The sequence below is a fragment of the Flammeovirga agarivorans genome, assembly GCF_012641475.1.
Taxonomy (GTDB): domain Bacteria; phylum Bacteroidota; class Bacteroidia; order Cytophagales; family Flammeovirgaceae; genus Flammeovirga; species Flammeovirga agarivorans.
Genome location: NZ_JABAIL010000005.1, coordinates 458076 through 472684 on the forward strand (window position 1 = coordinate 458076; position 14609 = coordinate 472684).

12 protein-coding genes are annotated in these 14609 nt (G+C 32.6%); 3 read left to right on the plus strand and 9 right to left on the minus strand.

Annotated elements, in window-relative coordinates; genetic code table 11:
- Positions 1-5: 5 nt before the first annotated feature.
- Together HGP29_RS18020 and HGP29_RS18025 are read right to left on the minus strand one after the other, a co-directional pair.
- The gene (locus tag HGP29_RS18020) at positions 6-566 is read right to left on the minus strand and encodes a hypothetical protein (RefSeq protein ID WP_168883822.1); all 561 of its coding nucleotides are present in this window, start codon (positions 564-566) and stop codon (positions 6-8) included.
- 101 nt (positions 567-667) lie between these two features.
- Entirely contained in the window at positions 668-2671 is a 2004-nt protein-coding gene (locus HGP29_RS18025) for a PP2C family protein-serine/threonine phosphatase (RefSeq protein WP_168883823.1), read from the minus strand.
- 260 nt (positions 2672-2931) lie between these two features.
- On the opposite strand from HGP29_RS18025, the gene HGP29_RS18030 reads away from it, so the two are divergent.
- A complete protein-coding gene (locus HGP29_RS18030) occupies positions 2932-4425 on the plus strand; it encodes a BamA/TamA family outer membrane protein (protein ID WP_168883824.1) in 1494 nt (497 codons plus the stop codon).
- On the opposite strand, the gene HGP29_RS18035 is transcribed toward HGP29_RS18030, so the two are convergent.
- The 3 genes from HGP29_RS18035 to HGP29_RS18045 form a co-directional block, all read right to left on the minus strand.
- A complete protein-coding gene (locus tag HGP29_RS18035) occupies positions 4422-4712 on the minus strand; it encodes an ArsR/SmtB family transcription factor (RefSeq protein ID WP_317169950.1) in 291 nt (96 codons plus the stop codon). The two genes, HGP29_RS18030 and HGP29_RS18035, sit on opposite strands and share 4 nt — an antisense overlap.
- A 114-nt stretch (positions 4713-4826) precedes the next feature.
- A complete protein-coding gene (locus HGP29_RS18040) occupies positions 4827-6155 on the minus strand; it encodes a DUF2851 family protein (protein WP_168883826.1) in 1329 nt (442 codons plus the stop codon).
- Positions 6156-6335: 180 nt separating this feature from the next.
- Positions 6336-6740 (minus strand): hypothetical protein, encoded by a 405-nt coding sequence (locus HGP29_RS18045; protein WP_168883827.1) that lies wholly within the window; start codon positions 6738-6740, stop codon positions 6336-6338.
- A gap of 289 nt (positions 6741-7029) precedes the next feature.
- Here HGP29_RS18045 and HGP29_RS18050 point away from each other — a divergent pair, with 289 nt between their 5' ends.
- Complete coding sequence (locus tag HGP29_RS18050) at positions 7030-9108, plus strand: S9 family peptidase (protein WP_168883828.1); 2079 nt, start codon at positions 7030-7032, stop codon at positions 9106-9108.
- Between the two features lie 173 nt (positions 9109-9281).
- A complete protein-coding gene (locus HGP29_RS18055; RefSeq protein ID WP_168883829.1) occupies positions 9282-9761 on the plus strand; it encodes a Dps family protein in 480 nt (159 codons plus the stop codon).
- An 80-nt stretch (positions 9762-9841) separates the two neighbouring features.
- Here HGP29_RS18055 and HGP29_RS18060 read toward each other — a convergent pair whose 3' ends face one another.
- The 4 genes from HGP29_RS18060 to HGP29_RS18075 form a co-directional block, all read right to left on the minus strand.
- Positions 9842-11452 (minus strand): hypothetical protein, encoded by a 1611-nt coding sequence (locus HGP29_RS18060; RefSeq protein WP_168883830.1) that lies wholly within the window; start codon positions 11450-11452, stop codon positions 9842-9844.
- A 427-nt stretch (positions 11453-11879) separates the two neighbouring features.
- Positions 11880-12980 (minus strand): GTPase ObgE, encoded by a 1101-nt coding sequence (obgE, locus tag HGP29_RS18065; RefSeq protein WP_168883831.1) that lies wholly within the window; start codon positions 12978-12980, stop codon positions 11880-11882.
- Positions 12981-13266: 286 nt separating this feature from the next.
- A complete protein-coding gene (locus HGP29_RS18070; RefSeq protein ID WP_168883832.1) occupies positions 13267-13839 on the minus strand; it encodes an adenylate kinase in 573 nt (190 codons plus the stop codon).
- Between the two features lie 153 nt (positions 13840-13992).
- A complete protein-coding gene (locus HGP29_RS18075; protein ID WP_281615387.1) occupies positions 13993-14529 on the minus strand; it encodes an RNA polymerase sigma-70 factor in 537 nt (178 codons plus the stop codon).
- Positions 14530-14609 lie beyond the last annotated feature (80 nt).

The window sequence follows — 14609 nt, forward strand, 5'->3', positions numbered from 1 at the left end:
TAAAATTATTTCTTTTTGATAATCAACATAAATACAAAAGTTAGGAATAGTCCCCATAAAAACAAACGACCTGCTTGATCGAAAGCTAGATTGCTTGCACTGAGATCTTTAAGCATTTCTACTTGTTTAATATATTCAGGTTCTGTTAAACTTTCTGCAATTTGCTCTTTTCCTTCTGTAAGTATTAAAGTTAAGGACTCTATATGTCTATTAATAATAGCTTTCCCCATTACTTTTGTAGATAGGATAATATTTAAGATGAAGCAATAAGCTGTTGAAGCAGTAATATTTAAAGTAAGTCCTATCAGAAGGCCTTGAGGTATTAAAATTCTACCTTGGTTTACTCTAAACCTGAAATAGGCCATTGAGGCTGCAAACATGAAGCCATAGACCGGAGGAAAAAAGGTGTCTTTCCATTTAGCAAATACACTTAAATCTAAATAATAGAATAGGATCACTAATAATGATAGGGTGATTGAACTTATTACGCCAAAAATAACACCTATTTTAAATAAGTCTGGGCGAATAAATTTAAGTGGCTGAATCTTGTTTGTTTGTTCTTCCATAACTGTGTTTTAATGCGACAAAAATAGCATTAAAATGAGTAAGAACTAAGAAGTAAAGGACAAGAAGTAAAAGATAACAGATTATTTAAGGATAATTATTCCTATAGTCTGATGAGTAAGAGTGTGAAATCATCGTCCATCGCTTTCTTACCCATAAAAGCATAAATGTCTTCTAAGATTTTATTGGCAATCTCTTTTAATGGTAAGTTGTTGTTATTTTCGATGATGGTTTGCATGTGCTCGTAACCATATTCATCTACACCATTTTTACTTCTTGCTTCAGTAATACCATCAGTATATAAAACAAGCAAGTCACCATGGTTGTATTTTATTTCGTGATTATGGATGAACTTTTTGTAAGAATTGTTTCTAACTATACCAAGTCCAAGTCCTCTGTTGTCCAAGAAAGTTGCTTCTCTACTTTCTGCATTATAGTATAATGTAGGACAGTGTCCTGCTCTAGCAAAATCTACTTTCTTCTCTTCTGTATTTACATGAAGGTATGTGGCAGTAATAAAGGTATCTCTTTGTATACATCCTGTTAAGGCTGCATTTGCTTTGGTGAAGAATTCGCTTGGTAAAATATTCTCCTCCCTTGCTAAAGATTGGTAAATACCTTTCATTTGAGCCATATTGAAAGCAGCTTTAGGGCCTTTTCCAGATACGTCAGCAATAATAAAACTTACTTCATTATCATTTAGACGGTGCATATCATAATAGTCACCACCCACAACAATAGCAGGTTCCCAAGTGACATACACTTCTATATTTTCATTGATTTCTAGACTCTTTGGCATTAAGGCTTCTTGCGTTTGCTTAGCAATCTGCATTGAGTTTTTGTATACCTCATTTTTGACGGCCTTAGAGAGTAAGTCTAAATTGAATAAGGCGATACCAGCTTGAGCAACGTATGTACTAACAGTTGCTTGCATTACTGAATCGATAGAATTATGAAGTCGTTTTACAAGAATCAATGACCCTTTTACTTCTTGATCAACAATGATAGGAAGTGCAAGTATAGATCTATAATTCCTATTAGCGTTTTCTTTTTTGAAGTAAGGCTGGAAATTTAGTTTCGAAGGTGCCTGACCTTCATAACTAGCATCTCTTAAGTCTTGTAATACAATTTTGATGTCTTCTTCTGTAATTCCTGTGACAACTTTCACATGGTAATCATTATCCATGATCCAGCCGGCATCTGCTTGTATACTTTTTAGAGAACTATTGAGAAGTACTTTGTATACATCAGCATCTTTTTTACCATCTCGAACCGCTAAACTTAAATCTCTAAAACTACTGATTTCTTGTTCTTTTTTCTCAAATACCGAAGAGGTAGGTAAACTAAACAGCATAAATAATGTTGAAGATGCTGCGTAGACAAAAACAAAAATCAATAATGTAAGTGGGAAGAGGTTTTTAATTAAATCATCCGAAATTAAAGACTGCTCATAAAAGTAAAATTGGAAACTAGCCACAAAATAACTTAAGGCTAACATGATAAATGCCAGCTTAAAAATACCTTGAATCTTCTGTTGGAAGTTGAGGTGGGGTACCCATCTTACATTCACAGAAATAACTAAAATCCATACTGTTAAGAAGAAAATTGGAATCTTGAAGTAGACGTCAATTGTTCCAATTCTAAAGAAGTGAGCTAGCATTGTGATCCCTAAAAAGATCTCAAACAGTAGCCATGTATAGTGTGTAAATCGAGTTTGCTCAAAGAGAATAAGCTTCTTCCAGGTGACAAAAGTACTGATAAGCAGTGTCATCAATAAGGTGAATTCTACATGGAAGAATATGGCATAAAGGAAGGGGAGGTTGTATTTCATCTCATCCCTAAGCCATGTGAGCAAAAGATTTACACCCATAGACAGCAATGTGGAAAGTAATGCGACCACAAATATCTGCCAGAGCAACCCTTGGAAATCACGCTCTTTTGGTTGAAAGAAAAGCCAAATAATAAAATAAGAACTAATAATCCAGATGTTCAGAATTAAACCTTTTACAAAAGAAGGGAATGGAGCATGAGGAATATTATAATCGGTTAGATACTGTTCTCTTACACCAATCATTAGCAATAAAAGCCAGCTTACAATGCATGCCATTGTACTGATTCTTTTAATGCTCTTGTAATTGAACATATCGTTTATTTTGACCGTCTTATCGATAATTATTTGCTTTTATAAAATGAATTTTATTTGATTAAGTTTATCTACTTAAGAAAAGACCCTATATTGCATGTTCGATTCTTGAAATGATATTATAATCATTTGACAAATATAATCGACAAATTGTGCTTTTCTATATTTAAAGCAACAATCTTAATAATGAATAACTCGCTTGATTTTTTTCATCACAAGCTATAGTGATAAGACATCAGATTCAAACATATAGAACTTGCCATTTTCGAAAGGATATATTTCTGTTCTTTATCCTTATTTTCAGCTTCTTCGTTATCGATATACAAGCTCAGAATGACCTGTTATTAACAGGTTTAGATCAATATGCTAAGGATACAGTAGGGTATGTTCGTATCAATTCAGTAAACTTTATCGGTAATAAAAAGACAAAAGAAAAAATCATTACCAGAGAGTTGGATATTGATAATGGATCTTTAGTACCCAAAAAAGGGATTAAAGATTATATCACTTCCGAACGAAATAAAGTTTTTAATACTCAGTTATTTGAGTCTGTAGATGTTTTAGTGACTGAGCAAGGAAAAGATACACTAAACGTCGATTTTATTATGGTGGAAAGGTGGTATACCTGGCCTGTTCCCCTTTTAGAATTAGCAGACCGTAGTTTCAATGAGTGGTGGAATAACAGAAACCATGATCTTAGTAGAATACAATATGGCTTAGATTTTAAGCAAAGAAATATGAGAGGTCGAAATGAAACACTTCATCTATTGGTGAAATTAGGTTTCTCAAGGCAATTCACATTAGGTTATTCATTCCCCTATATTGATAAACAGCAGAAAACAAGCTTATCCTTTAATACAACATTTAAGGAAGAAACCACAGTAGCTTACAAAACGGAGGAAAATAAATTTGTGGAGTACGAAAATGATACTGAGGTTCAAAGAAGATCATACAAAGGAAATGTGAATTTTGGTAAAAGGTATGGTTTCTATGATCATCATAATTTGAACTTTGGTTTTACTTATGATGTAATTAATGATACAATTGCAGAACTTAATCCAGACTTCTTTTTAGAAGGACGTACTGAACTTCGTTACTTCACATTGAAATATACTTATACAAGAGATAAAAGAGATATTACAAGCTACCCACTCAATGGATATTATATTCAGGCTGGAATTGAAAAGACGGGTTTGGGTATATTTGATGACCTAAATGTAGTAAATGTAGATTGGTCATTGTGGAGGTTCTGGAATATGAGAAAATCCAATAGATGGTATTATTCTCTTGGGTTCTTAGGAAAGCTAGGCTTTCCAGAAAAAGTACCTTATAACCAAATGAGAGCAATTGGATATGGAGGTATGATTGTAAGAGGTTACGATAATTATGTTATTGAAGGTCAGAATGCAGGAGTAATAAAGAATGAACTCCGTTTAAGAGCATTATCTACTTCTCTTAACTTCCAGAATGTGATCAAATCGAAGCATGTGAAAAGAATACCAATCGATATTCTATTTAAATGTTATATAGATGCTGGTTATGCACACTTTAAAGATGTGGATCCTTCCAATGCAGATTTTACAAACACACCACTTTTAGGTTATGGTTTCGGTGTTGATTTTGTCACTTTCTACAGTTCAGTACTTAAATTTGAATATTCCTTTAACCGACATGGTCGTGGAGGAGGATTATATTTCTACTATTCAGTAGATCTTTAACCCATATTACATTTACACTCATCTATGCATGACATAATGTTCATGACAGCCTTTTCCTTTAATGAGTAATAGATATTCTTCCCTTCTCTTTGTGAAGATAAAATACCCTTTAATTTCATATTAGATAAATGGTGTGAAGTGAGTGATTGCTCACAATTTAGCTTTTCACAGATATCACTTACTGATAACCTATTGTTACAATCCAATAATTCTAATATTCTTAATCGCACTGGGTGTGCTATAGTTTTTAGGATAAAAGCAGCCTTTTCAGCCTTATCGTATTCCATCGACATAATACATCATTTATTTAAATAGGTATATCAGTTTTAATGTACAAATATAAGCACTTATGATGAGATGTTCATATGATAAAACAAGAAAGTGACAGTTTAGGGTGCTTTTTAAGTATCTATAGAATTTAACCTTACTGTTTTACAAGTTTTTACTTTTGTGATTAGATGATGTCCAATGCTACATTCTAAACATCTTTTTTTAGTACAATAATTATTAAATAGTTCAATGAGTGATTGAGAGTCTAACGAATTGGAGTTTTTAAGTTTATATTCTTTCCAAAGTCTAGTGATTTTATTGTTTTCAGGAGGAATACTCTCTAATAAGTCCAGTGCTTTTTCTTTGTTTTTATCTAAGCTTCTATCAATACCATAAGCAAACTGTAATGGAACAATCACATTAATAATCAAGGAGTTGAGAGAGCTTTTACCTAGTTTTTGAATATTTTTCGAAGGGGAAACTTTTCCAAATTGATAGTGACTTTCCCAATATTCAGAAACAGTACAATCCATCAGGCGATAAAATGCTTCCTTGGAATGGATATGTAAGAAGGCTGAGCATAGATGTGGTATCTGACTCATGATACAACTTAATTGAGCTATTCTTATTGTTGGAAAGTTGGCAGGGCGTAATCTTAGATAATTCCATTCTGAACCCATCATCATTTTATCTTTTACCTGATATTTATGTGCTAGAAAGTTATATTCTTGATGGAGTTGACGTACATAGGGGTCTTTAGATGAATGACGATCCGGTAAAAGCCCTGATGTACCTAGCAATAGCGCTTCATTTTGTAAGGGATGATAAGCATGAAGCCGCAATAGCCGAGCAGGAATAATAGAACTTAACCTTTGAAAACCAGAATTATTGATTTTAAACCCAAAGGCTTCTGCTAAAATCTGATACGTCACTTCTTCCCAATTTCTATCATTCGCTTTCAGTTTTTCTAAAATATAGAGGGATTTCCTTTCAATACGTTCTAATAAAACTCTATCAAGCATTTGAAGCTTAGTGATTCTAGGAATATCCTCAATAACTGTTTTACAGGCTATTTTTGAAGAATCAGTGAGTAGTGCCTCGTAATTATTTATTTTTTGATGGTCAATAAGATCTTCAAGTACCAAGCAAGAAATACAACTATTGTCATTACGTATTACTTCTCGATCATGATGTAAGACAACATGTAGGATAACATTATCGTATTGATTGTTCGTCTCATGTTGGTGTGCATACCAATCGGATGCCTTAATATGAATTTCAACATGTCCATGCCATTCTATGTTATTGATAAGGATACAAGCATCTAGAAAGTCAGGGCCAGCATTGTAATTGTAGAAACCGGGATGTTTGATTTGAATCGTTTCACTTTTTGTGGTCATTAGTTCACTTTGCTGAAAGTATTGGTACTTCCATATAAAGTGAAGAAAGTTTTCTTTCATGAGAGAGTAGTATAGTTTGCAATGAATCGTAAATAATTAATTGAAGTTAGTTAAGAAATTCTGATCTGCAAACAAAAAAAGCCAAGCGACAAAGTCACTTGGCATCTTTGAGTTATTATTCGCGAGCATTTACAACTATCGTTTCGGCAAAAACGACACGTAATCAATGGTTGATTTCAACTATTTTCTTGCATAAACTAAAGCTTTACGCTGAAGTCTATTCATATCTTCTTGATCTATCTTTTTAATACCTTTTTCGATAGCATTAAGATATGTAGTTGCTGCCTTTTCTACTTGTCCTGTGCGTACATAGTAATCGCCAAGAACTTCTAAAGACAAACTATTTTCTTGAATAGATAATGCATGATTAACCCATTCTTTTGCTAATTCAAGGTCTCCATTCCAGTTAACTGCTAAACGAGCTGCATCAGTATATGTAATGTAATCGTTCGCATCTGCTTCTTTAATCATCTTCACTAATTTTGCATTATTTTCTTCAGTAGGTAATTCTAAGTCTGAAGTATTGGCAAATGAAGCGGTAACTGATAATAAAGCAACTGTAAGAGAGATAAATAACTTTTTCATGATAGATCTGATATTTTTTGTAATAATTAATTTGACACTATACCTAGATTCCAAAGAAGTGCCAAAAAATGATAACTATCACTAAAACAGTTGTTTAAATATATTTTTTAATAAAATTGAAGAAAATTCATGTTCGTTTTCGGACAGCAAATTTAAAGCTTGAACACTTAATTGCTTCAAAACGAACAGTTCAAAAATATTGAGTAAAATAGGTTTCAAATAATCCTAACTTTTACTGAGTAATCTCAAATTGAAATGTATTTTTGTGATACAGAGACGAAAAAAGAAGATGAATAAAAATATACAACCACCAATTGCCCGAAAGGAAGCAAAAGAATTAGTAAAACATAACGACAAGCGTATCGATAATTACTATTGGATGCGTGATCGTGAAAACCAAGAAGTAATAGACTACCTCAATGCTGAAAATAAATACATCGATGATGTAATGAGCGATCATAAACAATTCGAAGAAGATTTATTTCAAGAATTAAAAGGTCGTATTCAAGAAAAAGACGAGAGTGTTCCTTATAAAGCAAGAGATTACTATTACTACGTTCGATATGTTGAAGGTGGTGAATACCCAATTTATTGTAGAAAGAAAGGTTCAATGGAGGCAACAGAAGAAGTAATGTTGAATGCTAACATTGAAGCTAAAGACAAAAACTATTATAAAATTGGTGGAATGTCGGTTGGTGAGGACCAAAATATGCTTGCTTTTGCTGAAGATATTGTGGGTCGAAGAATTTATACCGTACGTTTCAAAAATATTGAGACAGGAGAGTTACTAGAAGATACTTTAGAAGAAACTTCGGGAGATGCTGTTTGGGCAGCAGATGGAAAAACAGTATTCTACACAACTCAAGATAAAGAAACATTACGTCCTGATAAAGTATGGAGACATACATTGGGAACTCCTCAGTCGGAAGATATAGTTGTTTATGAAGAGAAGGATGATACTTTTTGGATTGGTGTTAGAAGAACAAAATCAAGAAAGTATTTAGCGATAGAGTCAGGTTCTACTCTTACTACAGAGACACGTATTCTTAAAGCTGATAATCCAACAGGAGAGTTTAAGCCATTTTTATCAAGAGAAAGAGAGCATGAATATAGTATATCGCACTTTGAAGGTCACTTTTATATCGTAACAAACTGGGAGGCAAAAAACTTCCGCTTAATGAAGGTTGCTGAAGATGCTGACACAACAGATAAAAATAATTGGATCGAAGTAATCGCTCATCGTGATGATACACTTTTAGAAGGTTTGGATATTTTTAAGAACTTCTATGTCATTGAGGAACGTAGAGCAGGTTTGATCCATATTCGTATTATTAAATGGGAAGATGGAAGTGAGCACTATCTTGATTTTGGTGAAGAAACATATAGTGCTTGGTCGGGTGCAAACCCAGACTTTAATACTGATATTTTACGTTTTGGATACAACTCATTGACAACACCATATTCAGAATATGATTACAATATGGTAGACCGTTCTAAAGTACTTTTAAAGCAACAAAAAGTACTCGGTAAATTTGATTCAAACGATTACGAAGCGAAACGTTTATTTGCAACGGCAAAAGATGGTGTTCAGGTGCCTATTTCGGTGGTATATAAGAAAGGCTTTGAATTGAATGGTCAGAACCCATTGTATATGACAGGGTATGGATCATATGGTATTTCGTACGATGTAGCTTTCTCTCCATCTAGAATTAGTTTAATGGAAAGAGGTTTTGCCTTTGCTATTGCTCACATTAGAGGGGGAGAAGATTTAGGTAGAGCTTGGTATGAAGATGGAAAAATGTTGAAGAAGAAAAATACATTTTCAGATTTCATCGCATGTTCAGAATTCTTAATCGAGCAAAAATATACATCTGCAGATAAATTTGTTATTAATGGTGGTTCAGCCGGAGGTTTATTAATGGGTGCTGTAGTCAATGAAAGACCAGACTTGTATAAACTAGTTATTTCTGATGTACCATTTGTAGATGTAGTTACTACAATGCTTGATGAGTCTATTCCATTAACAACAGGAGAGTATGATGAGTGGGGAAATCCTAATGAAAAAGAATACTATGATTATATGTTATCATATTCACCATATGATCAAGTAGAGAAAAAGGCTTATCCCCATATGTTAGTCACTTCAGGCTTACATGATTCTCAAGTTCAATATTGGGAGCCAACAAAATGGGTAGCTAAATTACGCCAAGAAAGTACTAGTGATAATTACATTATGCTTAAAACAAATATGGAGGCAGGGCATAGTGGTGCTTCAGGGCGATTCCAACGTTTTAAAGAAGTTGCTTTCGAATATGCAACAATCTTTGCATTGGTTGCCCCAGATCAATTACATGCGATAGATAGATAAATCGATAGTATCACATCATATAAAAGTCAAATTGTTCTATTTAGTTCAGTTTGACTTTTTTTGATTAGTTATATATAGCTTTTTCTTATAGCTGTATAAAAATATATTATTTCTATCTATGATGTAAAAACCTCATATTTGTAATGTTATCAATCAAAAAAACAAAAAAAGTTATGAATACTGTAGCATTAAATATCATAGGAATAGATGTAGACAAAGCTGAAGATTTGGGTGTGGGTTTGAATAAATTGTTAGCTAATTTTCAATTATACTACCAAAACTTAAGAGGTTTACACTGGAATATTCAAGGGAAAAACTTCTTCGAACTTCATGCAAAATTTGAAGAATTATACACAGGAGCAAATGATAGAGTAGATGAGATTGCTGAAAGAATTTTAACGTTAGGAGTTCAGCCATTACATACATTCTCAGATTATTTACAAGCTTCTACTATTGAAGAAGGAAAAGATATAAAAACAGATACGGCATCAGTAGAATTAGTTTTAAACAACTTATCAACGCTATTAAACCTAGAAAGGGAAGTTATCGAAAAAGCATCAGATGCTGGTGATGAAGGTACAGTAGCCTTATTATCAGAGTTGATAAGTGAACAGGAAAAAACAATTTGGATGTTTGCTGCCTGGTTGAAGTAAGATAAATATACAGTTGTAAATAATGAAAATAGAATTATAAAATAAGAGGTTACCCCACAATGAGGTAGCCTCTTTTTATATCATTGAATATTAGTGTCGTTAATTTTAAATGAAAATGCATTTAAAACCTTCTCTTTTTTGGTTGGAACAAGTGCTGTAAATGTATTATTCTGTTGTAAGACTCTCTGAAAACAATAAGGAGACAGGAACGGCATAGGGAATTGCATGATAATAGAATTCTGTTTTCCATCTTGGGTGATTTCAGTACAAATCAAATAATCTTCATCTTTGTAAATACAAAGTTGTGAATGTTGTTGATTAAAGACCTTAATTGGATGAACAGAACTGATTCTTTGATGTGTACTGATCCTATAACTATTTTTAATCCATGTTATTTCACCAAGCACGTTAATATTAAGATATACTATTCCTTTACAAGTTTCATTAATAGGATTATAATTTTCAAAAGTAATGGTATAGCTTTTATTATTTTGCGGAATAATGTCTCTTACTTTATAGTTATCCTTTAAAAGGAAAGGCTTACTTCTATCGAATTCTTTTTGAAGTTTAGATTGAAGTTTACTAAAGCTTTTCTCGTTACCCCAAATTGCTCTTTCGTTAGGAACCCATATATCTTTCAGATGTTTATTTGTGAAATGGGTAAAAGTTTCAGTAATAATAGATTTTGTTTTTAAGTCAATATTCAAGTAATATAATCCCTCAATAGTATTTTTTCCTCTTGTTTTTTTTGAGTTATAAAGGCCACTGATAACAAGTTTATTATCAAGAGTTTTTGTGAACTTGAGATCTTCAATATTTTTATCATCGTGTCTAATCAAATGTGATGACAATTTTTTATTCTCTTTAGAGAATAAATACAATAAGAAAAAGTTATCTTTTGCCTTGTTGACTTTTTGAGCTTTACTAATTCCATAAAAATCTCCGTTGTCATATAACTTAATATTATTTTCTTCAAAAACACTCTTTCTTTGAAAATTCATTTGATCAGGATTGAAAGTATCCAAGGTGGTTTTCATACGCCATAGAATTGTATAGTTTTCGTCTCTTACCTCGAAATTAACATCTGTACATTTTCCTTGAATATTATTTTTATAAGTAATAATCAATAAGGTTTTTAAAGATTCAGATTGAAGAAATTTATATTGGATATCTAGGGCACCAAAAGAAAGAGTAGAGTTCATGATACCACTTTCATTAAGATTTCTTTCAGTGATGAATGTACTTTTGCCAAGTGTGTTTTTTTCTCCTATTACTTCTTGACGATAAAGTTTTTGTTTTTTATCAATATTCATTGAATAAAGTAACCAGACTCTGCCTTTGGAATCACGAATTATTTTTTCAATTTTTTTGATTTTGGAACCAGTATAAGCACTTCTCTCATACACAAAGTCTTTTAATTGATAAAAATGAGATGAATTTGTTTTTTTATTGTAATACAACAACGTGACTCTATTTGATCGCTTGGCAGTACTCACATAATTATAGTAGCTAATATAATATCCATCTTTAGTATCAATCCATTCATTGATTATACTTTTTGTAGAAACACTTTTGAGATCAATTTTTTTGGTAGGCTGGTTGATGATAGAATAAAATTGAGAATACCCTAAAATGGGAGTTAAGACAATTAATAGAGTCGAATAAAAAAAAATTCTTAAATACTTAGTCATATGAATTTATTTTTAAAATTTTAAAAAATCTATTTAGTATTGCAAATATAGTTTAAAATCATTGATAGTTATTTATTAATAAAAAGAACGAAACTCCTAAACCTGAAGTTTTTACAATTCCTCTAGGAACTGAGGTAAAAGTAATCCCTGCTTCAGAGATTAATACATCGGTTTATAAAGGAGGATGAAGTGTTCCTATGACTGTTGTAAATAATATGTAAAACTGTAAAGAAAGTAGGAGCTGGTGTATTTTTATTATAAGATAAAGAACCTATATTATTAACTTAAGTACCACATTAATTTTTGATTTAAAAGAACCGGTAAAAGTGACAATAATGATGTAATTATATATACTAAATAAAAAAACCTTTTAAAATAGCCCTCAACTATCTTAAAAGGTTTATCTATTTCTTAAGAAGTGAAATACTTATTTCTCCTCTTCGTCATTTTCTTGATCAATACGATCCTGATATGGGTTGTAGTCAGGAAGTGGATCATAGTCAGGTTCCACAAACTCTTCTACTTCTTCTTCAATACCTTCATTGATTGCATCCCACAGCATATCTTTTAACTCAGTAATACCTTTTTGTACTATTGATGAAATAAACACATACGGAACACCTTCTGGTAGTGTCTCTGAGATCATTTCTTCCAACTCATCATCTAACATATCACTTTTTGTGATAGCTAATAGACGGTTTTTATCTAGAAGTTCAGGATTATATAACTTTAATTCATTGACTAAAACTTCATAATCTGCAGCTACATCTTCAGAGTCTGCAGGTACCATAAATAATAGTACAGAGTTACGTTCAATATGTCTTAAGAAACGAATACCTAAACCTTTACCTTCTGAAGCACCTTCGATGATACCCGGAATATCTGCCATAATGAATGACTTATTATCTCTATATGAGATTACTCCTAGGTTAGGTACCATGGTAGTAAACGGATAGTCAGCAATTTCAGGTTTCGCTGCAGAAAGGACTGATAGTAATGTTGATTTACCAGCATTTGGAAATCCTACTAATCCAACATCAGCAAGTACTTTTAGCTCTAAAATTACCCATGCCTCTTGGCATTCTTCACCTGGTTGTGCATATCGAGGAGTTTGGTTGGTTGCCGTTTTAAAATTACGGTTACCTAAACCACCTCTACCACCTTTCATTAAGATGACTTCTTGCCCCTCGTGAGTTAATTCACAGATCTTCTCTCCAGTTTCTGCATCTTTAGCAATAGTTCCTAGAGGTACATGAAGAATGATATCTTCTCCATCAGCACCACTTTTACCAGTACCAGATCCACTAATACCATTAAAACCATGAACGTGTTTACGGTATTTGAGGTGTAGTAATGTCCATAATTGCTTATCGGCTTTTAGGATGATATGACCGCCTCTACCGCCATCACCACCGTCAGGGCCACCTTTCGGTACGTGTTTTTCTCTACGGAAGGAAACCGCACCTGCTCCACCTGCTCCTGAACGAGTAAATATCTTTACGTAATCAATAAAATTTGATGATGCCATTTTTATCTGCTTAAATGCTACAAAATAGGCTACGAAGTGATGTAAACAAATGGACGCTCACAGTGTAGCCGAAATGCAAAGGTAGTTAAACTGTTATTTACCAGTGCATTATATTAACAACTGCTTGGAATAAGACAGTAATTTCGGGCAAATATACGGTTTTAAAGCACAGTTTCGTGATAATGAATGTTTTTGATGAAATAGTTCTGTGATTTTCTTTAACAAAAAAGGTCTACTCCTGGTATGAAGTAGACCTTTTTGATCTTATTACTAATCGTAAAAAAGACTATAATGAATCAATTGCAGTACATACAGATCCGAAGATTTCTTCGATAGATCCTACACCATTAATTGATTTGAATTTTCCTTGACCTTCGTAGAAGCTTGCTACAGGAGCAGTTTTATTGTTGTACTCTTGTACACGGTTACGGATTAAATCTTCGTTTTGGTCATCAGTACGACCAGAAGTTTCACCACGCTTTAAGATACGCTTTGTCAACTCTTCTTCATCCACTTCTAAAGCAACCATTCCAGAAATAGCAATACCATTTTCTGTCATTAAATTATCTAAAGCTTCTGCTTGAGCAACTGTACGAGGAAAACCATCAAAGATAAAACCATTACCGCTTTTATGTTCTTTGATTTTAGAATCAATCATTCCGATTACTACTTCGTCTGGAACTAATTGACCTTGGTCCATTAATTCTTTTGCTTTGATTCCAAGAGGAGTACCAGCTTTAATTTCACCACGAAGTAAGTCTCCAGTAGATAAGTGAGTAAGGCTATATTTTTCCTTAATCATATCACTTTGTGTACCTTTTCCGGCACCTGGAGGGCCAAATAATACAAGATTGATCATATTGTAAAGTTTATTTTGTGTAATAACTCATATGAGTTGCCTCTTTTAAAACGCAAAAATAATAAAATACAGGATTTAAACTAATGATATCGAGATCTTAATTAATGAGATGTTACCAAAAGGTAAAGAATACGATAATAAATATTGAATTCTCTAAATAGAGACATTTAGGTTCTTTCTTAAAATACTGAGTGCTTTACTCATTCTTTTTTCAATAGCTTTAACACTCACATCAAGTCTGTTACTGATCTCAGAATAGGTAAGACCATCCATACGGTTCATTAAGAAAACCTCTCTGCTTTTATCAGGTAATTGATTGATTGTTTTTTCTAAAGTGTTTTGGAATTCATTCAGCTCCATTTTGAATTCAGGATTTGTCTCAGATTCTCCGTCCTTCTTATTCTGTCTTTGTTCGAATTGTAAAACTACTTTGTTGTGTTTGATATAGTTTAACGCAAGATTATTTGCGATGGTATATAAGTATGTTTTCGCTGTTTCAAGGATGATTTTCTCTCTAGCTTCCCAAAATTTGATGTAGGATTCCTGTGCGATATCTTCGGCTACGTCGATATCACCAATCTTATAGTAAATGAAACTCTTTATGTTTTCAAAATACAGGTCAAATAGCTCTTTGAAATTAGCTTCACTTAAAATGGGCAGATCATTATTTTTTTTTGTATTCGTTGTCACGTTCAAATTAGCACTTTTGAGTATATCGTTCTCAGTGATTTAATGTAATACGTTATAGCAGTTAAAGACAACTCTTTTAA